Source organism: Gordonia sp. (in: high G+C Gram-positive bacteria) (assembly GCF_052106715.1).
Lineage (GTDB): Bacteria > Actinomycetota > Actinomycetes > Mycobacteriales > Mycobacteriaceae > Gordonia.
In genome coordinates, this window is the sequence record NZ_JBQEDL010000024.1 from 1 (window position 1) to 23,728 (window position 23,728).

The window sequence follows — 23,728 nt, forward strand, 5'->3', positions numbered from 1 at the left end:
CTCCGTCGTCGGCCTCGAGACGTCGCCGACCGCGGATAACGCCGACTACCTTGCGGCCAAACGCGATCGGATGGGCCATCGTCTGATCGGTGCGACCGGAGTGGTGGCGTGATGGCCGAGGCGATGGGCGAGCTGTTCGAGAGCACGTCGGTGATGCACGCGAGCGCCGACTGGCAGGCCACGTCCCGCGATGTGGAGACCGTCCTCGGCTCGCCGTCGTTCTCCGACGGTGCCGGGTGGGCGGCATGGTCGGGTTTCAAGCTGTCGGATGAGGCAGCCGGTCCGGCGTGGAGCATATTGGCCAAGACCCGGAATCTCGCCGCCGTCATCGCCGCCGCCCACGAACTGGGCTGGGCGGTCGGCGAGCCGACAGTCGGCGGTCACGAGACCCGGGTCCCGCTCACTGCACCGTCGGGTCTGTCGGTGATCGCCTACGAACCCGCCGGATGACCGGCGCGGCTGCGCCCGGCACGCTCGCTGCGCAGCCACGCGGCAGCCAGCTCAGATCGGTTGCGGAAGCCGGTGACGTCAAAGATCCGGCTGATGTACTTCTTGATCGACAGCTCGGACAGGAACAGCCGGTCGGCGATCTCGGAATTGGTGCACCCCTCGCTGACCAGAGCAGCGACCTCCCGCTGGCGGGGCGTGAGCCCGGCGAGCTCGTCGGTCGCCGACCGGGACACCGACACCGTCGCCGTGCGTGCGCGTAACTGCCGCGCGAGGAGACGGACTGCGACGAGATCCGTCTCGTCCCAAACGTCGGCCTGGTCGAACATGCCGAGCAACGCCTCACCGTCGGCGAGCGTCAGGTGGATGGCCGAGGCCGTCGCGATTCCGTGCGGCCGGAGATAGTCGACGACGTACGAGTGCTGCGGACGCGGAAGGCGGGACAGCTCGTCCAACGTCGCGAATCCACGGTCCGTGAGAGCGCCTCGCGCTTCGGGGAGCGCGAAGACGTCCTTGTCGCGCCACCACTCCTGATAGTCCGGCAGGAGCTTGGCCGTCGATCCGGTCAGCAGCGGTGCCGGGTCGTCGAAGATGCTCGAGTAGGTCGGGCCGTGAAAGAAGGTCATGTTGGCGATCCCGAAGGCGGACGAGACCGCGTCGGCGAGGCCCTCTCGGAATTCGGGGCCCTCGTCGAGTTCTTCGCACCGCTCGAGTACCGAGAGGACGGCACGCATCTGACGTCGTGACAAGACGTCGTACGCCGCCTGCATCATCATGTACCGATCCGTTCGTCAGCGCGGCCCTCGGAGAAGATCCGAACGACCGTTACCAGATGCCGTCTCCGCAGAATCGTCTGATCCGATTCCTCCACGTGAAAGTGTTGCATTCTCCCCAGCGCTGTCGCGCAGAATTTAGAATTTCTAATCCTCTCGGCGTCCAGACTCACAAGAGGACCACGCCGACTCAGCGGCGCGAGTTCGCAGCTTCCCGGAGGACGCGTGCCACGGCCTCGCGAGCGCGCGAGTCGTCGAACGCCCGCGCGATCTGCAGCTTCTCGGCTTCGAGCGAGCCTTCGGCGTGCGTGGCGAGCACCGACTGGTAGCCGCCCCACTGGCCGGTGCAGATGTCACCGATCAGGTTGATCAGCCGAAGTCGCTGCTCGGCGGGGACCGCCGATGCGAAATACTTCTCGAGCACAGCCCTGGTGTCCGGGTCGGCCCAGTCGGCACCACCAGGACCGGTGACGATGAGGCCTCCCGCGAGGTCGATGAGAGTCGCTGTCGCAGCGTGGAATCCGTGCGCGAAGTGATACTTGGCCATGTTGACGGCGAGCGGGTCGGGCAAGTGGACGTCGTTGCCACCGGCCGCCGACCGGACGGCCGCGAGCTCAGCGAATCCGCGAACCGTCTCGGTGTAGGTGATCAGTTCGGTGATCTTGGTCTTGACGTGGCCCGCGCCCGCGATACCGTTGGCCTCGGCCATGGCGATAGCGGCCCCGACGATGATGTCGAGGATCGGGAGCTTGTAGTTCACCGCGGTGAAGCGGTGGTAGTCGACGAAGGCCAACGCCAACGGACCGGCCAGTTCTGGCTCCCGGTTGAGGAACACCCGCGACTTCGGAACGCGAACGTTGTCGAAGACGGTGAGACTCTCGAGCAGTTTGTGCCTGCTGGACACGGGATGTTCGAACGGGTCCATATCGCCGTGCAGATAGGGCGACACATAGAGAGTGAGGCCCTCGGTGTCGACGGGGACCGCGAAGCTCACAGCCCAGTCGGCGTCGGCCGCGCTCATCGCGCGAGTCGGCAGGACGAGGATCTCATCGGCGTTCGCACTGAACGACGTGTGCACCTTCGCCCCGGACACCGTGATCGACTCGTCGTCCTCGTCCACGACACGGAGGTACAGGTCGGGGTCGGCCTGCTTGTGCGGCGGGAGTGAACGATCGCCCTTGACGTCGGTCTGCGCGACGGCCAGCGCTATGTCGTTCTCGCAGCAGTACCGGTAGAACTCGCGCGCGTTGTCGAGCCCGCCGCCCTCCAGTGCCCGCAGCAGTGCGAACAGTGCGTCGCTGCCGACCTCTTTGAGGACGATCGTTCCCGCGCCCATGCGCGACACCGCTTCGATGAGTTTGCCGCGGTTCACGATGTCCTCGGCGGTGCGCGGCACCCGGTAGAACGCGGTGTACGGGCCGTCTCCGTCGTCGGCGATCGCGAGTTCGGGGTGCTCCTCAGCGATGTCGTAGGCGAGGGAGGAGTGGGTGATGGCAAGGTCGAACTCGGGGAACTCAGCGACATCGTCGACGCGGCGCCCCTGATAGACGACTCGTCTGCCGTCGCGGAGTCCGTCTCGGTAGGCCTGTGCGGTTCGAAGTGCCATGTGCCCAATACTTCCCTTCACTGCAAGCGGTCGAGTATGCGCTCAACGAGAAACAGTGATCGATCGTTCAGGAGTAAGTCAAGTATCAACGGTCACAATCGGCGCTAGATTAGCATTTCTAAATACGAGCAACGAGCCGGACAGCGAATGCTACGCACTGCTCGGATGCCGCTTCGGGCGTCAATCGGCCACCCGGATGCCACCAGGTCGGCAGAGCCGTGCACATCGAGACCACCACGCGGCCTGCATTTCGCGGATTCTCGACGTCGAAGACGCCTGCGCGTGCCCCCTCGGCGAGAACATCGTCGACCACCTCCTGCTGCGCGGTCCGACGCCCCGCGATGAACCGACGACTATCCGACTCCAGTGCGCGCACCTCACTGACTCCGATGAATCCCAGGTCACGCCGGTACGTGTGGTAGAGCGCAAGGTTCTCCACAAGACACCGGAACCGTCCGAGCGGATCGTCGCATTCGCCGAGCGCAGCCCTCGTCCGCCATTCGAGGTCGGTCATCGTCGTATCCAGGATGTGCACAAGAATCGCCTGCTTGCTTGCGAAGTGGGCGTAGATGCCCGGCACCGAGACACCGCTGCGCGCAGAGATCCGCCGCATCGTGGTGCCGTGATAGCCGACGTCGAGGAACTCGGCGAGCGCCGCCTCCACGATCGGATCAAACGCGGCAGGCGAATACGTCCGCCAGTCGCGAACAGATGGCGGGTCAGCGAGCACACCCCTCCGCGGCGCGGCGACCGGCAGCTCCCCGGCGAGGATCCGGGCCGCCGGGATCGCGAGTTCACGGGCCACTTCCTCGAGACGGACTACCGTCAAGTGCGCCCGATCGTTCTCGAGTTGACTGATCGTCGCCGGACTGACGCCGATCCGCTCGGCGAGGTCACGGACTTTCAGACCGCGGGACAGTCGGGCGCCGCGGAGCCGGGATCCGACCGACGCGTCGCGTGCATCGCCGTTACTATTCATTGATTTAGGATAGCTAATCTAGATTGACATACACACGGTAATAGTGCCATTTTAGGTAATACCGATCGATCGTTCGGTGGGCACTGGGCAATGGAGGAGCGACCCGATGACCGTGTACGACGAGCGAGTTTGGCTCGCCCAGTACCCAGCAGGGCGACGAGCATTGAGCACTGGTGATCCGTCAGTGTCGACCGTGCTCGACGCGTTCAGTGAGGTAGCGTCGCAGGCCCCCGACCGGGCGATCGTGTACTACTTCGGCGCAACCATCTCGGCGGGCGAACTCGACCGACACAGCGACGCGTTCGCGGCGTCGCTCAGCGACCGTGGATTCGCGCCGGGTGATCGCGCGGTGCTGTACCTGCAGAACGTCCCGCAGTACGTGATCGCGCAGCTCGCCGTGTGGAAGGCTGGCGGCGTCGTGGTGTCGGCGAATCCGATGTACCGCGGTCGGGAGCTCACCGAGATCGTCGCCGACTCCGGCGCATCCGTCTTGATCACCTTGGAGTCGTTGTACCGCGACGTGGCGGCCGAGGTCGTCGCTGCCGTCGGCGTCGACACCGTCGTCACGACCTCCGAGTTCGAGTACCGGGCAGACGCGCGCCCAGCGCGCCACGCGACCGATGCTCTCGACATGGCGACGATGATCGAGGACGCGGCGGGCAGACGACCGGACCAAACGGTCCCTACGTCTAGCGACCTTGCCGTGCTGACGTACACCTCCGGCACCACCGGCCCGCCGAAGGGCGCGATGACGTCGCACGCGAACCTGTATTTCAACGCGCGCGTCTACCGCGACTGGATCGGGATCGACTCCTCCGACGTGATCCTCGGCATCGCTCCGCTGTTTCACATCACCGGCATCGTCGGGCACGTCGGACTGTCCCTGGTCACCGGTGCCCCGCTGGTGTTGACGTACCGGTTCGACGCCGACGAGGTCGTCAGCGTCATCGCCCGTCACCGCGCGACGTTCACGGTCGGTTCGATCACCGTGTTCATCGCACTGATGAACGCTGCACACGCCAGCCGTGAAACCCTCGCATCGCTGACGAAGGTCTACTCCGGAGGCGCGCCGATCCCGCCCTCCATGCTTGAGGAGTTCCGCAACGCGTTCGGTCACACCATCCACAACATCTACGGGCTCACCGAGACGACCTCCCCCGTGATCGCCGTGCCGTTCGGGGCGATGGCACCCCTCGACACCGAATCCGGGGCAACCGCCGTCGGCGTGCCGGTCTTCGACACGGTCGTGCGGGTGGTCGGTGACGACGGCCAGGACCTCCCCGCAGGCGAGGCCGGTGAACTCGTCGCGTCGGGGCCCCAGATCGTCTCGGGCTACTGGAACAAACCCGAGGCGACTGCCGAGGCATTGACACCGGCCGGGCTGCGGACCGGAGACGTGGGATTCATGAACTCCGACGGCTGGTTCTTCATCGTCGATCGGATGAAGGACCAGATCAACGCGAGCGGATTCAAGGTGTGGCCGCGCGAAGTGGAGGACGTGCTCTATGAGCATCCGGGGATCCGGGAGGCAGCCGTCGTCGGCGTGCCCGATTCTTACCGCGGCGAGACCGTGCATGCGTTTGTGAGTCTTCGTCCCGGCGCCGAGGTGACGCCGACCGAGTTGACCGCGTTCGCAAAGGAACGCCTCGCCGCCTACAAGGCTCCGCGTGACGTCACGATCCTCGACGACATCCCCAAGACAGCCAGCGGCAAGCTGTTGCGTCGCAGTCTTCGTGATGGCGCGGTGACGTAGCGGCGTCCACCCATCAGGCCGACGACATCAGCGGCAATCCGCATACGCCTTGACCACCGGAGCCAGTTCTGTGGGCGTCGCTCCGTGCATGATGACGCCGTCGACCCCGAGTTCGAATTGACCCTTCACCTGTTCGGCACACTCGGTTGGTGAGCCGGTGGCCGCACACTTCAGCCACTCGTCCGGCAGGACCTCGCGCAGCCGTTCCAACTGCTCAGGCGTCGCAACCGCGTCCGCCCAACCGCTCAGTTCGTTGACCACACCGGATTCGCGAAAGCGCTGCAACAGCGACTGGTCCCATCGATTGGTCTTGACGAGCAGGTCGCCGTAGACCTGGAGATAGGTGGCGAGTCTGCCGACCGTCTTCTTCACGAAGGCGTCCTCGGGGAGTTCGTCCGTCACTGTCGCGTAACAGGACCAGATCTTGACCGACGACGGATCGCGTCCCGCCCGCTCCGCACTCGTCCTGACAGTCTCCACGATTCGCCTGACCGTCTCATCATCGAAGAACGTGTGGAGGACGACAAGGTCGAAAGACCGTCCGGCCATTCCCAGGGTGCTCGGCCCGAACGCGGTAGTAGCCAGCCGTATGTCCTCGTCGAACCGCCGGTCGAGTTCGAGTCTCGGGAACTTCCCGAGTGGACCGTCGTAATCGGTGATCGCCGCGCCCGACCAGAGGGTGCGCATGACCTGAGCGAACTCTTCCATTTCGGCCGTTGTCGTGTGAGCCAGGCCGAGCGCAGAGATCTGCGGACGGAGGCCTCGACCGATCCCGAAGACGAATCGGCCTCCTGTCATCCGGTGCATCGTGGTCGCGAACGCCGCGGAGATTGCCGGATGCCGCGTACTGATGTTCGTAGCGGCCGTCGTGATGTCGATCGAGCTCGTGACGGCGCCCGCGGCCCCGGACAGTGCGCACGCTTCTTTGACGTTCAGACGCTCGGAGATGAAGGCGTTTCCCATCCCCAGCTCTTCGGCCAGTCGCAGCTCATCCAACATGTCGCGCGGGGACTCGACGTGACCGCCAAGCGTATAGAACCCGAGTTCCGGAAAACGCGGAGTATCGACGTCATCCGAGATCATTTCGCCCCAATCAAGTCGAGTGCCCGGTGGTCTTGAGCATGCGTGATCGCATTCGAGACCATCGAGCAGAACAGTGAGTCGCCACGGTCTGTGCGGACGACGAGCATCGCGGCCGCGACACCGATGATGAAGTTGTGGCATGTCCCGGCCGCGTATCCACGCTTCAGCTCGTTCGTATCGGCGTCAGCGCCCAGCCTGCCCAATTCACTCCGGTACAGATCGACGAGACGCTCTTCGTTCTCTCGCCGCACATCGACGGGCAGCGCTCCACCGATGCAGTACGCCACGTCCACTGGGCCAGGGGCGAGAAGGACTGTCTGCCAGTCGACTACGGCGATGCTCAGAGGATCGCCCCCTACGCCGAACAGCAGGTTGTCCGGCCGGAAGTCACCGTGCTGCACAGTGGGCGGCAGTTCTTTCATCAGGCGGTAGTAGCCATCGATACCGCGGACGAATCGGTCCCCGAAAGCAAGCTGGTCGTCACTGAAAGCACCCGCATAGCGCTCTCGGAACCCCGCCCACCATTGCGGCATCATCTCTTCGAATCGCTGCCAATAGTCGCCGGAGATATCGAGCCACTCCGAACCGAACAATCCGTCGCCTCCCCAGAACGGCGCGTGAAACGCCGCCGCCTGGCGGACTGCAGCCTCCACGTCGGCGATCGACGCGCCTTCGAGCTGGTTTCCAGCCTGCGCAGGCGACAAATCTTCGAGCAGAAGCACGAACTCGGTCCCGTTCGAGCAGATCTCGCTGTAGTAGCACTGCGGGACTCTCGCCGTCAGCTTCGGTGCGATGTCCTCATAGAACCGCACCTCCCGCAGATAGTTCAGTTCGGTGCGGCCCGCGGCCCTGCTGTCGTCGTTGTCGGAGGAGACTTTCGCAACCAAAGACGTGAATTTCGAGTCGCCATCAATATCCATGACCACGCGAACACTGTCCGCCACTTGACCAGTTCCGATCGGCGACACTTCGATTGAGTTAACGGTAGATCCAGGCGGTAAGGACTCGGAATCATGGAGAGACCGATTGATCCATTCGGCATTTATGTCGGACGAATGCACTGTCGGCGATCCTTTCTGTGACTCTAGTGTCACAAACAGAGTGATGCTGATTACGCTATTCCTCGATTGTGATCGAGTCAATATCCGGCGCCGCGGCAGCACCCAGTGTTGGACATAGCGGACCGCCGACGCCACACGCGAGGACCACGTATGAGACCACGTAGTTCCCCGCCTGCATCCCCGCGCCCAGCCTGCGATCGTGTGAGTCAGACCACATTCAGATGCTGCCGTAGTGCAGCGGAAGGGACTGTCACCGATGACTACCACTGAGATCGCACCGCAGTCAGATACAGCGGCACGCGGCGCGGACTATCTCGATCGGGCACGCAGCGCGGCCGTGGTGATCGAGGCCGAAGCCGACCAGATCGAGGCTGCGGCCACTATCACCGCGCCCGCGTTCGAGGCTCTGAGCGCACGCGACCTTTTCTGGATCCTGGTGCCCGAGGACTACGGCGGCGCAGGTTTGGATATCGTGTCCGCCTTCCGCGTCATCCAAGAACTCTCGCGTGCCGACGGGTCGACGGGCTGGGCGTTCATGGCGAACAGCTGCAGCATGGCGGTCGCGGCGGGCTACATGAATCCGACTGGCGCACTGGGCATCTTCGGCGACAACCGAGGAATCACCGCAGGAATGGTCGTTCCCACCGGATCGGCAGTACGCGTCGACGGCGGATTCCGCGTCACCGGCGGGTACCAGTTCGCGAGCGGCTCCGCTCATGCGGATTGGATCGGCGCGGGTTTCATCGTCAAAGACGAGAACGGCGACCCGGTCCTCGACGCCGACGGACAGCCGGATGCGAGGATCTCCTTCCTGCCGCGCGAGAAGGTCCAGTTCCTCGGCAACTGGGATGTCATGGGCATGGTGGGCACTGGTTCCTACGATTACCGAGTCGACGACCAGTTCGTCCCGGACGATCACACGATGGAGACGTTCTCCACCACGCCGGTGCGCCCCGAACCCGTCTACGAACTCGGCCTGTTGGGCATCGGCGTCGGCGGGCACGCTCCCGTCGCGCTCGGGCTCGCGCAGCGCGCCCTGGAAGAGATCGCGAAGATCGTCGAAGCCAAGGTGCGCCCGGGGTACACCGGAGTGGTCGGCGACTCGGACCTCTTCCGTCTCGACTTCGCCCGCCACGAAGCGATGTTCCGTGCCGCGCAAGCGTATGTCTACGAGGTCTACGGCGATGCGGAAACGGCCGCCGCAGCGGGCGAACCGATCAGCGACGAACAGCGCGCTCGAATGCGTCAGGTAGCCACCTGGGTCCAGGAAGTGGCCGGCGAAGTGGTCACGTTCGCGCACCGCTGGGCGGGCAGCGCGACTGTTCGCAACCCCAGTGCCCTCGGGCGCTGTGTCCGCGACGCCGCCGTTGCGACTCAGCACGCACTGATCGACCGGATCACCCTGGCCGAGGCTGCGCCCGCAATCCTGGCCGGCTACCAGAAGCAGTGACGACGAGTCTCCGAAGCAACTTTCGATCCACCTAGAACGCTAGAGAAGGAACCAGATCATCATGGGAAAATTGGACGGCAAGGTCGCACTCGTCACAGGTGCGGCGCGAGGACAAGGACGCTCGCACGCGATTCGGCTGGCCGAAGAGGGGGCCGACATCATCGCCATCGACCTCTGTGCTGACGTCGCGTCGACTGAGTACAAAGGAAGCACACCCGAAGACCTCGACGAGACCGCAAGATTCGTCGAGAAGACAGGCAAGCACGCGTACACAGCTGTCGCGGACGTCCGGGACCTCCAGGGTCTGCAGAACGCCGTCGACGCAGGCATCAAGGAGTTCGGGCGCCTCGACACCGTCGTGGCCAACGCCGGTATCTTCTCGTCCGCACCGCTGCACGAACTGACCGAAGACCAGTGGGACGAGATGATCGACGTCAACCTCAGTGGTGTTTGGAAGACAATGCGCGCGACGGTCCCCTATCTGATCGAACAGGGTGAAGGCGGGTCGATCGTCCTCATCAGTTCTACCGGCGGTCTGCAGGGCTTCCCGAACTTCGCCCACTATGTGGCCGCCAAGCACGGCGTCACCGGCCTCGCTCGAACCGCGTCGAACGAGCTCGGCGCGCACAGCATCCGGTGCAATTCGGTGCACCCGACATCGGTGCTCACCGACATGATCGATCACGAAGGCATGTATCGACTCTTCCGTCCGGACCTGGACCGTCCCACACACGAGGACTTCCGCGAAGCCTGCCAGAGCGGAATGAACGTTCTGCCGACGCCGTGGCTCGAACCGATCGACATCTCGAACGCTGTCGTCTGGCTGGCATCGGACGACACACGCTACGTCACCGGGATCGCCCTCCCGATCGACGCGGGTGCATTGTCGAAGGTCTGACGTATGACGGAAGGGCCTCGCCGCGATCTCGGCGAGGTCCTTCTGCGCTCCGCTGACTCCCTATCCGGACAAGGCTGACGCGACCTCTGCGCGTCGCCGTAGGCACAGCTTCCGCAGTACGTGCTCCACATGGCCTTCGACGGTTCGAGGTGAGAGCACCAGCTTTTCGGCGATCTCCTTGTTCGTCATCCCGGCTGCGACCAGCGAGGCGACTTCCTTCTCACGACTCGACAGCGCCACGGCCGACGCGGGTGACGATCGCGATCGGAGCCGGGGGGCGGCCACCGCGTCGACCTCCGCGAGCGCGGTGCGCGCGACATCGTGGCAGGCGAACACGAACTCGTACAGTTCCGCCGTCGACATCGCTCGACCGCGCTCCCATTCGCGATCGAACACGTCGTCGCCGAGGTGTCCGCGAGCTCGAACGACGGCTTCTTCCCGGAGTGCGTTCCAGTGGTCGGACCCGTAGAGCTGCTGCCCGATGGAGCCCCACATCGACGACGCCGCACCCAACACCACTGCGGAACCGGCGCTGTCGCCTCCGGCTTCGAGTGTCCAACCGACGAGATCGGACATCAGCGTGGTGCCGACCGTGTCACCGAACGGGCGGTGGTCGCCCAGCGCTTGACGCGCGAGAGCGGAAGCCGTCGCGGCGTCGTCGTCGAGCAACGCCACCAGACCGAGCCCGTACGTCGCATACGAGTGGAACCAACGTTCGCCCGCGGCCTCGGCCGCAGCGCGAACATCGGAGAAGATCGCTCGCGCGCCCGCCACATCTGACAGTGCGCTCAACAGCATGCCCTGATGCACTCGCAGTGTCGAGATCATCGTCGGACCGACGTCGTGCTGTGCGTACAGCCGTGCGGCCTCAGCGAATCTGGCCTTCGCCGTGGCGAATTCGCCGCTGAACATCGCCCGCAGGCCCTCGGTGTGTGTCGCGAACGCGGCGGTGACCCGATCGTGCTCCGACTCTGCAATCATCCGCGCGTTGCGCATCGACTCATCTGCCGCCGTCCGGTCCCCTTGAAGGGTCTGCGCGAGCGCCAGAACCCCGAACATCTGGCCCTTCGTCGCCTCTGGAATCCCGGGCAGCTCCACCGCACGAGTCAGCCACATGCGATGTTCGCGGATCGAGATCCCGCACGCCCACAGAAACGGCGCCTCGGCTAACGCGTTGGTGGCGATCAGTACCTGATCGGTGTTCGACGACACCGTCAACGCGTGGTGCAGCGCCAATCGAATGTTTGCGCGGTTGGTCTGCACGACCGCCGCCTTCGTGACCTGGTCGGGACCGAACCAGTGAGCGGCGGAATCGACGATCACGCGCGAACACCACTCGATGGTCTTCGCGATCATCTGGGCGCGTTCGCTCGGCGACAGTCTTCCCCATCCGTATTCGCGAATCGATTCAAGCATTCGAAACCGGCTGTGACTCCCACTCGTCTCGCGAACCAGTACCGACTTCGCGACCAGTCCGCTGACCGTGTCGAACAACTCCGGCTCCGACACAGCGCCATCGATCGCACATACTTGCGCAGCGAGGTCAAGATCGAATCCATCAGCGAACACAGCAACACGGCTCCACAGCAACCGCTCCGCGTCATTACAGAGTTCGTAGCTCCAGTCGATCGTGGCGTGCAGGCTCCGGTGCCGAAACGTCCGATCCCTGGAGCCTACCGTCAACAGCGATAGCCGGTGGTCGAGTCGCTCGGCCAACTCGTGCACCGACAGGACGGTCAGTCGCGCGCAGGCCAGTTCGATCGCGAGTGGCAACCCGTCGAGCCGCTCACAGATTCGGCGGACTACTTCGATGCTCGAGTCGTCGACCGTGAACCCCGACAGCACGGCCGCAGCTCGATTGGTGAAGAGTTCGACTGCGTCCCGACCCGCATCGCGAATCGGCAGCGGATTGAGATTCAGGACGTATTCGCCGGTGATCGCGAGGTACTCCCGCGACGTGACCATCACTCGTGGGCCTGTCGTCTCTTCGAGCAGCCGAGCAACCAGGTCGGCGGCCCCGCCGATAACATGCTCGCAGTTGTCGAGAACGAGGAGCATACGACGGGTCCGAAGGTACTCGATCAACGTGTCCTCCGGGGACCGATCGTGTGCGTCTCGACTCTCCAATCCCAATGCATCACAGACCGTTTGGCCGAGAAGCTCGTCGTTCCGCACCGAGGTCAAGTCGACGAACCGTACACCGCCGGGGAACGCGCGCCGATAGTCCGACGCCGCCTGGACCGCGAGCCGCGTCTTTCCGATGCCGCCGGGCCCGAGGACGGTCACCAACCGGTGGTCGCCGAGCAGGCCACGCAGATCGCGCAGCTCGACACGCCTTCCGACGAAGCTGGTGGGACATTGCGGAAGGACAGCGACGGCTGAGGCCGCGCGCCGCGCGGCTACCTCCTCCGCCCTGACCTCCGTGACTCGCCGCGCAAGCAATGTGCGGGACCGCTCCCACCCGACTATGCGCCCGATCGCAGCTATTCCCATGTCGGGGGTATCGGCGATCAGGTCACGTATCTGCTGATCGACGACGTCGACCGCCGATCCTTTCAGTTGCCGATGGTCTGCGGGCGGAGCCTCCAGCGACAAGGCCCGGCGAACGGTGTTCCGAGACATTCCCAGGCGAAGCGCGATTCCCTTGATCGACTCACCTTCGTCGTAATAGCGACAGATCTCGTGCCACTCGTCAGCGTTCACCGGCCACTCCCAACAAATGCGATCTTGATCACTTCTCGTATCTGGTGTGACCATACTCAGTACAGGGGGTCAACTTGTGTCACCGCCCCGACGGCGCCCCTGCCCCTCCACTGGAGCCCTCCGATAACGGGCCTCCCCACCTGTGCAGATCGCCAATCCACGTTCTCCGTTTTCTCGCGAGCGGTGGATCACGTAGTCGGACGGTTACCGCGGGAGACGCAGTCGGCAACAGTGATGGGGTGCACATCGGCACCAGAGCCGACGGCCCTGACGAAAGGTAGACGACGATGTCCCAGAAGAACGCCGAAGCCCTCACCGCGGCATTCACCGCCGCCGACAGAGGCGATGCCGAACCGCTCGTGAACCTCTATGACGACTCAATGACGTGGGCAGGATTCACGTTCGACGGAACCCAGCGTGTGTACACGAAAGCTGAATTCCTCGAAGGCTTAGGGGTCCTGTCCAAACTCGACGAGTCGAGCAACGAAGTCGTAGAGACCGACGTGATCGGAGACGAGATCGTGGTGGCGAAGATCCGCGCGTACCGACGGTTGGGCGACAAGGAACTCGACATCACGATGGTCATGGCCCACCGGTTCGTCGACGGAAAGGTGACACGCGGCACCGACGTGGTTCCGTCGTCGTTCGAACGTTTCTGGGCCGCCGCAGGCCTGACGAATTGACTCGTCCCACGCCATGATATCCACACTTGACCGCCTCAGGTACGCCTCGTCCATGGAGAGCGCACTCGACGCACTCGCCGGCGGGCGACCCGTTCTCACCGTGGACGACATCTGCCACACCGGGAGCGAAGTCGTTCTGCTCGCGCACCACGCGACGACCCGATCGATGAGCCGGGTGATCACCTTGGGATCCGGGTTTGTCTGTGTGACAGTCGATCCCGCGTGCGCTACCCGTCTTGGTCTGCCGCCCATGACGTGGGAGAGCCGAACCTGGGATACGGAGGCGCCCTCATACGCGGGTCGAATGTGCGTGGCCGTCGACGCCGTCGAAGGCACGACGACCGGGATCTCGGCGCGCGACCGGTGCACGACGGTCCGCACCATCGCGGACCCCTCGGCTCGACCGACGTCCCTCACGCGGCCAGGGCATGTCATCCCGGTGCTCGTGGACGACGCCGATGCGGATGTGCGCGACAGGGTTCAGATTCTTTCGCGCGCAGGAACCCTCGGCGCACACCGAAGCCTCTCGGGTACTTCCTCGCCACTTGTTTTCGCATCGCTCACCTCGCGGATCCATCCGTGTCAGGTGGCCTCCGCCGAGGAAGCACTGGCTTGGGGCATGCCTGTCCTTCGGTATTCACACCTCGCAGGCATATCCGTCGACCACTTTCTCAACGCCCGATAGGAACCCTCATGACATCTACGACGTCCGCCCTCGCCATCGAATTCCGGGACGCGATGTCGCGCATGTGCTCGCCGGTCAGCGTGATCACCACAATGAACGGCGATCGGCCGCATGGCACGACCGTCAGCGCGGTCATGTCGCTATCGATGGACCCGATACTCGTCGCTGTCGCCCTCGCCGAGTCGTCGGACTGCCTCCGGATGATCGAGCAGCACGGACTGTTCGGCGTCAACGTCCTCGGCTCCACCCAGCAGCACACCGCCACCAGGTTCGCCACCAAGGGCGATGACAAACTCGCAAACGTCCGGTGGCACGCGAGCGGCGGGAGCCCTCGACTCGACGGATGCGCGATCTGGTTGTCGTGCGAGACGACCGACACCTTTCCTGCGGGCGATCATCGAATGCTGGTCGGCGCAGTGACCGACATCGGAATCGATAGCGACGCTGCGCCGCTCACCTACTACCGCAGAGGATTCGGCACGCATCTGGCTCATTCCTGAACCGGGTCCTACACGAACTGGTGTCGATGATGTCTCATCGGTGACCCACAATCGCGCACGCTCATCTCAGCCATCGCAGCATCAATGCGTCTTAGCAGCCTGGGCGGAGGCTGCTAAGACGCATTGAGGGTGTGGCTATGTAGTTGAGGGGGCGGTCCCACTCGAACCCGGCGCGACGACACCGGTCTCATACGCGCAGATCACCAACTGCACACGGTCACGAGCATCGAGCTTGGTCAGCAGTCGCCCCACATGCGTCTTCACGGTCGTGATCCCGAGGTGCAGACGTTCGGCGATCGCACCGTTCGACAGCCCCGCCGCGACCAGTTCGAATACGTCGAGCTCCCGGTCGGTGAGCGTGTCCAGCACTCCCGGCCGGGACACCGAACGTGTCGGGGTGCGAACGTACTCCGTGATAAGGCGTCGGGTGACGGTCGGCGCGAGCAGAGCGTCGCCCTGTGCAACGGTGCGGATCGCGTGCAACATCTCCTCGGGTGGCGTGTCTTTGAGGAGGAAACCACTGGCCCCGCCGCGGAGCGCGGCGAACACGTACTCGTCGTCGTCGAAGGTTGTGACGATCAGAATCCGCGGAGCGTCGTCGCCTGAGGCGATCAACCGTGTCGCTTCGAGTCCGTCGATCCCCGGCATCCTGATGTCCATCACCACGACGTCCGGCCGCAGACGTCTAGCGGCGCGAACGGCTTCACCGCCGTCGCCCGCCTCACCCACCGCGGCCAGATCGGTGGTCGCATCGATCAACAGGCGAAATCCCGCACGAACCAACTGCTCGTCATCGACGACGAGCACGCGGATCGGTTGGGCAGCAATGCTGTTCACTCGGGACCACCGGGTAGGGCGGACAGTGGGAGTCTCGCGCGCACGGTGAATCCGCCGTCGGGACCGCGGCCGGCAGTGGCGTCGCCGCCCAACAGTTCCGCTCGTTCTCCGATTCCGGCGAGTCCGAGGCCCGCACCGCCCGGCGACTTCGCTGCCTCGCGACCACCGTCATCAGCAACGGTCAGCACCAATTCGCTTGCCCGATGCGAGATCACAACCGTCGCCGTGGCGCCCGGTGCGTGTTTGACGACGTTCGTGACAGCCTCCTGGACGATGCGGTAGCCGGACAGATCGATCGCGGGCGGATAGCTGCGCGGCACCCCCTCCTCGGTGAGGATCACCGAGACCACTCCATCGTCACTGATCTGCGCGGCAAGCGCCGACAGCTCGGCGAGACCGGGGGCCGGCGGCGCTTGCCTGGAGTCAACGCTTCGGATATCGCGAAGTACGCCGCGGAGATCGGCGAGGGCTTCTCGGCTACCCGCCTCGATGGTGCCGAGGGCGCGGCGGGCCTCGTCGGGATTGTCGTCGAACGTCAATCGGGCGATACCGGAACGAACAGCGATCATGCTCAGGCTGTGGGAGACGATGTCGTGTACGTCGCGCGAGAGTCGCAGACGATCCTCCGCGCGACGACGCTGCTGTCTCTCGTCCTCCCATCGACGTTCCTGCTCACCGACCTGCCGCTGAAACTCCCGACGTCCCCGCGTCGCGTCGCCGATCAGCCAGGCCGGAACCGCGAGCAGGAGTTGGACCGCATCCTGGTCGATACCGGAGTTCGTAGCGAGGGCCACGGCACTTCCGATCGCGGTGATCAAGGCCGCCGCGCCTGAGACCGGCACCGACACCGATCGCCGGTATCTCACGGCGACGGTGTAGACGGCGATCGGAAACACCGGTCCGGCATCTGACACGAACGGCGTGAACTGCACCCCCGCGAGCACCGCCGCGACCAGTACGACGGTGACGCACACCAGCACCGCGATCGGCCGGTTCCGGCGGAGGATCAGCGGCGCGGCGGCCAACGCCCCGAACACCGCCTGCGCCGCAGGCGAACCATGACGGTCGGCGACGCCCGACAGAACCGGTCCGGTGAACACCGCGAAGCAGCCGATCGCGATCACCAGATCCACCAGCATCGCCGCCCGCTCTGTGCCGAGACGGGTCTCGGTTCGAACCAGCCACGGCTCGCGCGCGTGCTCGGCGGTCGGCGACTGCGATGAGAGGACCATGCCTATCAACATACGAGCGCGCAACGCTGTCCGAGTCGTTCGCGAGGCCGCACTCCGGGTCCTCCTCGAGGACGACCCCGACCGACGCACCCTCCTGGAGGAGGGCGCGAACTCCGGCCCGCGGATCGACGACACGTCCTGCTCACAGCGGGATCGTTGAACCATGATCACCGCAACCGCACACCAGTCGATCCGCCCACGCTTGTCCCGCCCGCTGTTGGCCGTCCTTGGAATCCTGTTCGCGGCAGGTCTGGCACAGGGCGTCGTCGTCTTCGCTCGTCGACCACCGGTCCCCGCCGAGCATCTGTCCGGAACAGCCGCGTGGTGGCCGCACGCCCTTCTGGCTCTGCTCACCGCCGTGTTCTCGGTCGGCGGCTGGGTCCACCGTCGACGGTCCGGCCGGCGCGGGTCGGTACTGCTGCTCCCGTTGAGCGAACGCGCCGTGCGGCGAACGCGACGAACGTTCTCCGACGCCGTCCGCGGCCGCGGATCGTGGCGGCTCGTCGCACTCCTCCCCGCCGCGGTCCTCTTGTACGGCGCGTACCGGGCCGGCCTTCAGGTGACCGGCGGACTGGACCCCGACTTCACCGTCAATGCGTGGGGCGGCCCGAGTTATCTCGGCGCGATGGCCTGCCACTACCTCGACGCATTGCTCATGATGGCCGCTGCCGCATGGCTTCTCGACAAGATCCTCCTCCCGGACAACCGGCGCGAGGCGACAACCGCATTCACGGCGAGCGCCGGTCCCCCAGTTCGGTCCTCCCCTAACCTGCAAGACTGAAGCGGTGATTACACGTCAGCAGGCACGACGATGACCGAGTCCATCCTGGTCCCCGGCGACACGTGCAGGCAGACGGCGCACGCCGGGCGGCTGTCCGTGATCGTCGATGCCGCCGACTACTTCGCGCACGCGAAATCGGCGCTGCTGCAGGCGCAGCGACGCGTCATCCTCGTCGGATGGGACTTCGACACGCGCATCGAGCTCACGCGCGACGCAGCGTCGCACGACGTGCCTGACGAACTCGGGGACCTCCTCGGGTGGCTCACCAAGAACCGTCCCGATCTGGAGATCTTCGTCCTCCGGTGGAGTATCGGCGCGGTGACGGGGATCGCGCGGGGCATGCTGCCGCCACTGGTCCAGGACCTCATCGCCGGCCGTCGACTCCACTACCGCGTGGACGCAGCGCACCCGATCACCGCAGCACACCACCAGAAGATCGCCGTCATCGACGACAAGCTCGCCTTCTGCGGTGGGATCGACATGACGGTCGACCGGTGGGACACCTCCGACCACCGGACATCGAACGAGCACCGCGTGACACCCACTGGGGAGGAGTACGGCCCGTGGCACGACGCGACACTCGCCCTCGACGGCGAGGCCGCGCTGGCGGTCGCCACCGTCGCATACGACCGGTGGGAGGCCGCGACCGGTGACCGACTGCCTCCGATAGCACCGGACCCGGCGCCGGTCTGGCCGGAGGGACTCGAGCCGACGTTGACCGCTGTGACGGTCGGCGTGTCCCGCACTCTGCCCGAGCACGACGGCCGCGAAGCGGTCGACGAGATTCGCCGCCTGTATCTCGCAGCGATCGCGACCGCGCGAGACACCCTGTACATCGAGAGCCAATACCTCGCCTCGCGCGAAATCGTCGGCGCCCTGATCACCCGACTCAACGAGGACGACGGCCCCGAGATCGTCGTCGTCCTGCCCCGGCATGCCGACGGCGACATCGAACGCCGCTCCATGGACGGCGCGCGCTACCGACTGCTGCGGAACATCTGGGACGCCGACGTCCACGACCGGTTCCGCATATTCTTCCCCGTCACCGCCGAGGACGAGCCGATCTACGTGCACGCCAAGGTCCTGATCGCCGACGACAGGATCCTACGCATCGGATCGTCCAATCTGAACAACCGCTCGCTCGGCTTCGACACCGAATGCGACGTGGCGATCGACGCCATCGACAACGACGATCAGTCGGCCACCGTCCGCTCGGCGATCTCGGCGACGCGGACCCGACTGATCGCCGAACATCTCGACGTGACCGCCACCGAGTTCGACGCCGCCCTCGCCGAGCAGCGTTCGCTGGTCAAGACGATCGACCTGCTCCGCACAGACGCACGAACACTCATACCGTTCACCCGTGAGAACACCGCGGACGAGGACTCGCCCCTCGCCGACAGCGACCTCATCGACCCCGAAGACGTCGACTCGGTCCGCTTCGAACACATCTATCGCGCCGTCCTGCGTCGCACCGTGCGCGGAATCCGGTCGCTGCTCCCGTTCTGAGAGGAGTGCTGCAAATCAGCCCATCGGATCCATCCAGAAGTCGAGTTCGAGGTCATCCGACGGCCCGGGAGCCACTCGGTACGACGACAGGTCGTCCGTGCCGTTCGCGACGAGCACCTCGTCGTCGATGAAGCACTGACCGGTCGCTGCGCTCGCAGGCTGGGACAGTATCGCCATCGCCGCATCGGCGACGATCTGCGGTGTACGGCTCTTGGACACCAGTTCGGCGCCGAGGATGTTACGGACGGCTGCGGTGTCGATGGTCGTACGCGGCCACAGTGAGTTCACCGCGATTCCATCGTCTTTCAGTTCCGCCGCCAGGCCGATCGTGACGAGCGACATCGAGAACTTCGAGATCGTGTACCCGGTGCCGATGCCTGCGAACCACTTCGGATCGAGATCGATCGGCGGCGACAGCGTGAGGACGTGAGCGTTCGCAGAGTTCCGCAGGTGCGGGATGCACAGTGTCGAAAGCAGGAAGGCGCCACGCGCGTTGATGTCCTGCATCAGGTCGTACTTCTTCATGCTCAACGCATCGGCGGGCGACAGGTCCAGAGCGCTCGCGTTGTTCACGACGATGTCGATGCCGCCGAACTCCTCGACGGTGCGAGCGACGGCGTCGGTCACCTGAGCGTCGTCGCGGATGTCACCGACGATCGGCAGTGCTCGGCCACCCGCTTCTTCGATGGCCTGCGCCGCGGTGAAGATGGTTCCGGGAAGGTTGGGGTTCGGTTCGGCCGTTTTCGCGATGAGTGCGATGTTGGCGCCGGCCCGCGCGGCGCTGACCGCGATGGCCTCACCGATACCTCGGCTCCCGCCGGACATGATGAGTGTGCGCCCCTCGAGGGCGCGGCTGGGTGCGGATGCGGTCGTCATAGGGGACGATCCCTTCTCTCTGGTTCTTCGGTCGTGTGGTCGGGGTCAGGAACGCCCGAGCAGGTCACCGCGCAGCGAGGCTGCGGGCGATGACCAGGCGTTGAATCTGGTTGGTGCCCTCGAAGATCTGAGTGATCTTGGCTTCCCGCATATAGCGTTCGACGCGGTAATCGCGCGTGTACCCGTTGCCGCCGAACACCTGCACGGCGTCGGTGGTCACCCGCATCGCGACGTCGGTCGCGATCAGTTTGGACACCGAGGCCTGGCGCGAATACGGCAACCCGGCGTCTCTGCGGCGGGCCGCCTCCAGGTAGGTCGCACGCGCGGAGTCGACGGCGGCCGCCATGTCGGCGAGCAGGAACCCGAGGCCCTGGTGGCCGATGATCGCTGTGCCGAACGACTGACGTTCGTTCGCGTACGCCACCGCGTCGTCCAACGCAGCCTGCGCGATACCGGTCGCCACGGCGGCGATCCCGAGACGTCCGGAGTCCAAGGCGCTGAACGCGATCTGCAGACCCTGCCCCTCTGTCCCGATACGGCGATCACTCGGCACGTGCGCGTCCTCATAATGCGCGGACGTCGTCGGTACTGCCGTGAGCCCCATCTTCTCCTCGGGCTTCCCGAAGGTCAGGCCATCGGTCTCCTTATCGATGAGAAAGCAGGAGATCCCGGACGATCCCGCTCCGGTCCGCGCGAAGACGTTGTAGAAGTCGGCGACCCCGCCGTGCGTGATCCAACTCTTGGTCCCGTTCAGTCGGTAGCCGTCGTCGACGGGGCGCGCGGCGCATTTGAGAGCCGCGGCGTCCGAGCCGGCATCGGGTTCGGACAGGCTGTAGGCGCCGACCGTGCCGCCGCCGAGCATGTCGGGAAGCCAACGCTCCTGCTGTTCATCGGTACCGAAAGCCATGAGCGGATGGCACGCGAGGGTGTGAACGCTGACTGCAACGCCCACGGCTGCCCAGCGGGCCGCAATCTCCTCGAGGACCTGAAGGTAGACCTCGTACGACTGTCCGCCGCCTCCCCATTGCTCCGGGTACGGCAGGCTGAGCAGCCCGGCTTCGCCGAGTCTGGCGAACGCCTGATCCGGATAGCGCTCGTGCTTCTCGTACTCGTCGACGATCGGATCGAGCACCTTGTCGGCGATCTCGCGGGTCAGCGCGACGAGGTCGCGGGCCTCGTCGCTCGGCAACAGACGATCTACAGGCACTCGATACTCCTAGGACTAAAAACAGTACTGACGTACATCAATCAGTATCCCAATGCGGGCAGTACTGCAAGAGCGCTGTCAGTACCATCGACAGTCATGGGAACTCCGCTTCCGTCCGAATTCGCAACTCGACGCCGCGTCGAACTCTTCGATGCGATCGTCGACCTCTTCCTCGCCGAAGGGTTCGTTCGTTTCACTCTCGACGAGATCGCGGGACGCCTGCGGTGCTCCAAGTCGACGCTGTACACACTGGCCGACAGCAAGGAGCAACTCGTGCGGTCTGCGACCGTGCACTTCTTCCGGCGCGCGACCGACGAAGTAGAAGCCCGGATCGCTTCGGTCACCGGTGCGCGCGAACGAATCGTCGGCTACCTCGACGCCGTCGGCACCGCTCTCGCCCCGGCCTCGGATCGCTTCATGACCGACCTCAGCGCTTTCGCGCCCGCCCGCGAGGTCTATGAGCGCAACACGCGCATGGCCGCCGAACGCGTGCAAGAACTGATCGACGAGGGCGTGAATACCGGCGAGTTCCGCTCCGTCCACGCCGCGTTCGCCGCGGACCTGACCGCTACCGTCATGGCGCGTATTCAACAACGTGGCGTCCGTGCGACGACCGGACTGGACGACGCCGACGCCTACCGCGAACTCGCGGCGATCCTCACGTCGGGCATCGGCAAGTGACTCGGTAGGACCCGACCACCACTCACCTGCCCCCACCGCCCGTGGCGAGGCTCACACAGATGCGGAGATCCGGCCACGACCTGCACGGCTGCGGCTTAGATAACAGTAAGATCACCACATTGGTAACGGCAAGATAACGGTCGAGGCTGGATTTCCGGTACGTTCGTCCGCAGTCCTCGAGAGCCGAGGGTCCCCCGGGCACCCCTCCTGCCCCCTCGGCCAGCCCCTCGAGGAGGCCCATCCCCTCCCAAAACATAGGTCTTCATACATGCCGCCGAACCGAAAACAGACGCGTAACGCCGTGCTCGTCGCCGCAGGCCTCATCCCGATGGTCGGCTCCCTCATGGGTGCGTCCTCGACCGCAACGGACCACTACGCCGGTCCTGCACCGGTCAACGTCGCCAACGTGTCCACGAGCGGACAACCCGGCCCCTCCTCCGCCGCACCCGCTGCCAACACCCCGGTCGTGAAGCCCGTCGCTCAGAAATCGACGAGCAAGACACCCAAGCCCGAACCCCAGAAGCCCATCGTCGACACGGCGACCGCCGTTCCGAAGTCTGTGACGTCCGGTGAGGTGCCCGAGGTCAACTTCGCCGCCTACCACGCCGCGGAAGACACCATGAGCAAGACCGATCGTCGCTGCAGAATCGATTGGAAGCTGATCGCAGGCATCGGCCGGGTCGAGTCCCATCACGCGAACCTCGGCGACACCGACAAGCACGGCCGACTGAAGAATCCGATCTACGGCCCCACGCTGAACGGTTCTCTCGGCGGCAACCGTGTCGTCAACGACACCGACGGCGGCCGACTCGACGGCGACGCCACGTACGACAGGGCGGTCGGCCCGATGCAGTTCCTCCCCGAGACGTGGGAGCACTACGCAGCCGACGGCAACCACGACGGCAAGTCCGATCCGCAGAACATCTTCGACGCCGCACTCACCACCGCTCACTATCTGTGCGACGACGGCCTCGACCTGAGCAAAGCAGGCGATCGCACTGCGGCCGTCCTGCGCTACAACAACTCCATGGAGTACGTGAACGACGTCCTGGGTTTCGCACGCAGTTACTGACGCGACGCCTCACCCTAGACTGACCAGTGCGGCGCGCACCCCAGCGCGGCGGACTCGTCGGACGGCGGAGGCGGCATCGTGATCCAGTACAGCCAGATCACCGTCGCCGCCGACCACACCCGGCTCGCCGTTCAGCTGCGCGGACACGGCCCGGCACTCCTGCTTCTGCCGGGTCAGGCGAACGATCACCGATGGTGGGATCGGACTCGCAACGATTTCGCCGCCGACTTCACGACCGTCACCTTCGACTATCGCGGCACCGGCGACAGCGACGAGTCAAATAGCTACAGCACACCTCTGTTCGCCGAAGACGCCCTGGCAGTGATGGATTCACTCGCCATCGAGAACTTTCACGTCTACGGGACCTCGATGGGCGGCCGTACCGCGCAATGGGTCACGATCTTCGCACCCGGCCGCGTCAAACGACTCGTCCTCGGCTGTACGACGCCGGGCGGCGCGCACGCCGTAGAACGCAACGACGAAGTCCGAAGAGTCCTCGCCGGCCCCGACCGGGATGCTGCTCTCGAAGAGATGATGTACACATCCGCTTGGCGCGCAGCACATCCCGGACCGTACAAGACCCTCGGCGACGCTGGCATGAGCCCCCGGGCCCGCCACGGCCATCTCGCCGCGAGTGACAACCACGACGCATGGGATCGTCTTCCCGAGATCACCGCCCCGAGTCTCATCCTGCACGGCGCCGACGACCAGTTCGCGCCCGTGGTCAATGCACACCTCCTCGCCGACCGAATCCCCGACGCACGTATCCACGTCTTCGACGGCGCACGCCACGGCTACTTCGACGAGTGCCGCGACGAGGCGAGTCCGTTAGTGACCGAGTTCTTACGCCACCGAGGCGAGAGCTAGCACAAGCACCCGGCCTCGATCCCTAGTCGGCCCTTGCCCTGTTCA

23 protein-coding genes are annotated in these 23,728 nt (G+C 65.1%); 13 read left to right on the forward strand and 10 right to left on the reverse strand.

Annotation, left to right across the window (positions count from 1 at the left end):
• Positions 1 to 111 precede the first annotated feature (111 nt).
• The gene (locus ACTIMF_RS12870; protein ID WP_442350690.1) at positions 112 to 450 is read left to right on the forward strand and encodes a hypothetical protein; all 339 of its coding nucleotides are present in this window, start codon (positions 112 to 114) and stop codon (positions 448 to 450) included.
• On the opposite strand, the gene ACTIMF_RS12875 is transcribed toward ACTIMF_RS12870, so the two are convergent.
• The 3 genes from ACTIMF_RS12875 to ACTIMF_RS12885 all read right to left on the reverse strand — a co-directional run bounded on the left by ACTIMF_RS12875 (position 432) and on the right by ACTIMF_RS12885 (position 3,805).
• Complete coding sequence (locus tag ACTIMF_RS12875; RefSeq protein WP_442350691.1) at positions 432 to 1,223, reverse strand: helix-turn-helix domain-containing protein; 792 nt, start codon at positions 1,221 to 1,223, stop codon at positions 432 to 434. The two genes, ACTIMF_RS12870 and ACTIMF_RS12875, sit on opposite strands and share 19 nt — an antisense overlap.
• A 187-nt stretch (positions 1,224 to 1,410) precedes the next feature.
• The gene (locus tag ACTIMF_RS12880; RefSeq protein WP_442350692.1) at positions 1,411 to 2,826 is read right to left on the reverse strand and encodes a 4-hydroxyphenylacetate 3-hydroxylase N-terminal domain-containing protein; all 1,416 of its coding nucleotides are present in this window, start codon (positions 2,824 to 2,826) and stop codon (positions 1,411 to 1,413) included.
• A 118-nt stretch (positions 2,827 to 2,944) separates the two neighbouring features.
• Positions 2,945 to 3,805: a TetR family transcriptional regulator gene (locus ACTIMF_RS12885; RefSeq protein ID WP_442350693.1), complete on the reverse strand. Its 861-nt coding sequence runs from the start codon at positions 3,803 to 3,805 to the stop codon at positions 2,945 to 2,947.
• Between the two features lie 106 nt (positions 3,806 to 3,911).
• Between ACTIMF_RS12885 and ACTIMF_RS12890 the strand changes: the two genes are divergently transcribed.
• A complete protein-coding gene (locus ACTIMF_RS12890; protein ID WP_442350694.1) occupies positions 3,912 to 5,558 on the forward strand; it encodes a class I adenylate-forming enzyme family protein in 1,647 nt (548 codons plus the stop codon).
• 27 nt (positions 5,559 to 5,585) lie between these two features.
• Here ACTIMF_RS12890 and ACTIMF_RS12895 read toward each other — a convergent pair whose 3' ends face one another.
• Together ACTIMF_RS12895 and ACTIMF_RS12900 are read right to left on the reverse strand one after the other, a co-directional pair.
• Positions 5,586 to 6,641: a TIGR03857 family LLM class F420-dependent oxidoreductase gene (locus ACTIMF_RS12895; protein WP_442350695.1), complete on the reverse strand. Its 1,056-nt coding sequence runs from the start codon at positions 6,639 to 6,641 to the stop codon at positions 5,586 to 5,588.
• The gene (locus ACTIMF_RS12900; RefSeq protein ID WP_442350696.1) at positions 6,638 to 7,837 is read right to left on the reverse strand and encodes a phosphotransferase; all 1,200 of its coding nucleotides are present in this window, start codon (positions 7,835 to 7,837) and stop codon (positions 6,638 to 6,640) included. Before ACTIMF_RS12900 ends, ACTIMF_RS12895 begins: the two co-directional genes overlap by 4 nt.
• Before the next feature lie 121 nt (positions 7,838 to 7,958).
• Between ACTIMF_RS12900 and ACTIMF_RS12905 the strand changes: the two genes are divergently transcribed.
• Positions 7,959 to 9,152 (forward strand): acyl-CoA dehydrogenase family protein, encoded by a 1,194-nt coding sequence (locus tag ACTIMF_RS12905; protein ID WP_442350697.1) that lies wholly within the window; start codon positions 7,959 to 7,961, stop codon positions 9,150 to 9,152.
• Between the two features lie 61 nt (positions 9,153 to 9,213).
• Positions 9,214 to 10,050 (forward strand): mycofactocin-coupled SDR family oxidoreductase, encoded by an 837-nt coding sequence (locus tag ACTIMF_RS12910; protein ID WP_442350698.1) that lies wholly within the window; start codon positions 9,214 to 9,216, stop codon positions 10,048 to 10,050.
• A gap of 60 nt (positions 10,051 to 10,110) precedes the next feature.
• Here ACTIMF_RS12910 and ACTIMF_RS12915 read toward each other — a convergent pair whose 3' ends face one another.
• Positions 10,111 to 12,753, reverse strand: a complete 2,643-nt coding sequence (locus ACTIMF_RS12915) for an ATP-binding protein (RefSeq protein WP_442350699.1) — start codon at positions 12,751 to 12,753, stop codon at positions 10,111 to 10,113.
• Between the two features lie 287 nt (positions 12,754 to 13,040).
• Here ACTIMF_RS12915 and ACTIMF_RS12920 point away from each other — a divergent pair, with 287 nt between their 5' ends.
• Genes ACTIMF_RS12920 through ACTIMF_RS12930 form a run of 3 tightly spaced genes read left to right on the forward strand, consistent with a single transcriptional unit; the run spans position 13,041 to position 14,621 of the window.
• Positions 13,041 to 13,436: a nuclear transport factor 2 family protein gene (locus ACTIMF_RS12920; protein ID WP_442350700.1), complete on the forward strand. Its 396-nt coding sequence runs from the start codon at positions 13,041 to 13,043 to the stop codon at positions 13,434 to 13,436.
• A gap of 52 nt (positions 13,437 to 13,488) precedes the next feature.
• Positions 13,489 to 14,121, forward strand: a complete 633-nt coding sequence (locus ACTIMF_RS12925; RefSeq protein WP_442350701.1) for a 3,4-dihydroxy-2-butanone-4-phosphate synthase — start codon at positions 13,489 to 13,491, stop codon at positions 14,119 to 14,121.
• Positions 14,122 to 14,129: 8 nt separating this feature from the next.
• Positions 14,130 to 14,621, forward strand: a complete 492-nt coding sequence (locus tag ACTIMF_RS12930) for a flavin reductase family protein (protein WP_442350702.1) — start codon at positions 14,130 to 14,132, stop codon at positions 14,619 to 14,621.
• 135 nt (positions 14,622 to 14,756) lie between these two features.
• Here ACTIMF_RS12930 and ACTIMF_RS12935 read toward each other — a convergent pair whose 3' ends face one another.
• Positions 14,757 to 15,458: a response regulator gene (locus ACTIMF_RS12935; protein WP_442350703.1), complete on the reverse strand. Its 702-nt coding sequence runs from the start codon at positions 15,456 to 15,458 to the stop codon at positions 14,757 to 14,759.
• Positions 15,455 to 16,690 (reverse strand): sensor histidine kinase, encoded by a 1,236-nt coding sequence (locus tag ACTIMF_RS12940; protein WP_442350704.1) that lies wholly within the window; start codon positions 16,688 to 16,690, stop codon positions 15,455 to 15,457. The genes ACTIMF_RS12935 and ACTIMF_RS12940 overlap by 4 nt, the downstream gene beginning before the upstream one ends.
• On the opposite strand from ACTIMF_RS12940, the gene ACTIMF_RS12945 reads away from it, so the two are divergent.
• Genes ACTIMF_RS12945 through ACTIMF_RS12955 form a run of 3 tightly spaced genes read left to right on the forward strand, consistent with a single transcriptional unit; the run spans position 16,689 to position 18,980 of the window.
• Positions 16,689 to 16,850: a hypothetical protein gene (locus tag ACTIMF_RS12945; protein WP_442350705.1), complete on the forward strand. Its 162-nt coding sequence runs from the start codon at positions 16,689 to 16,691 to the stop codon at positions 16,848 to 16,850. The genes ACTIMF_RS12940 and ACTIMF_RS12945 overlap by 2 nt on opposite strands.
• 3 nt (positions 16,851 to 16,853) lie before the next feature.
• Positions 16,854 to 17,471: a hypothetical protein gene (locus ACTIMF_RS12950; protein ID WP_442350706.1), complete on the forward strand. Its 618-nt coding sequence runs from the start codon at positions 16,854 to 16,856 to the stop codon at positions 17,469 to 17,471.
• Between the two features lie 30 nt (positions 17,472 to 17,501).
• Positions 17,502 to 18,980 (forward strand): phospholipase D-like domain-containing protein, encoded by a 1,479-nt coding sequence (locus tag ACTIMF_RS12955; protein ID WP_442350707.1) that lies wholly within the window; start codon positions 17,502 to 17,504, stop codon positions 18,978 to 18,980.
• A 15-nt stretch (positions 18,981 to 18,995) separates the two neighbouring features.
• Here ACTIMF_RS12955 and ACTIMF_RS12960 read toward each other — a convergent pair whose 3' ends face one another.
• Both ACTIMF_RS12960 and ACTIMF_RS12965 read right to left on the reverse strand, forming a co-directional pair.
• Positions 18,996 to 19,856 (reverse strand): SDR family oxidoreductase, encoded by an 861-nt coding sequence (locus ACTIMF_RS12960; RefSeq protein ID WP_442350708.1) that lies wholly within the window; start codon positions 19,854 to 19,856, stop codon positions 18,996 to 18,998.
• Positions 19,857 to 19,920: 64 nt separating this feature from the next.
• A complete protein-coding gene (locus tag ACTIMF_RS12965) occupies positions 19,921 to 21,063 on the reverse strand; it encodes an acyl-CoA dehydrogenase family protein (protein ID WP_442350709.1) in 1,143 nt (380 codons plus the stop codon).
• Positions 21,064 to 21,159: 96 nt separating this feature from the next.
• On the opposite strand from ACTIMF_RS12965, the gene ACTIMF_RS12970 reads away from it, so the two are divergent.
• The 3 genes from ACTIMF_RS12970 (at position 21,160) to ACTIMF_RS12980 (ending at position 23,683) form a co-directional block, all read left to right on the forward strand.
• Positions 21,160 to 21,744 carry a TetR/AcrR family transcriptional regulator gene (locus ACTIMF_RS12970; RefSeq protein WP_442350710.1) on the forward strand — a complete coding sequence of 195 codons (585 nt, stop codon included), beginning with the start codon at positions 21,160 to 21,162 and terminating at the stop codon, positions 21,742 to 21,744.
• A 268-nt stretch (positions 21,745 to 22,012) separates the two neighbouring features.
• The gene (locus ACTIMF_RS12975; RefSeq protein WP_442350711.1) at positions 22,013 to 22,816 is read left to right on the forward strand and encodes a lytic murein transglycosylase; all 804 of its coding nucleotides are present in this window, start codon (positions 22,013 to 22,015) and stop codon (positions 22,814 to 22,816) included.
• A gap of 78 nt (positions 22,817 to 22,894) precedes the next feature.
• A complete protein-coding gene (locus ACTIMF_RS12980) occupies positions 22,895 to 23,683 on the forward strand; it encodes an alpha/beta fold hydrolase (RefSeq protein WP_442350712.1) in 789 nt (262 codons plus the stop codon).
• The last annotated feature ends 45 nt before the right edge of the window (positions 23,684 to 23,728 follow it).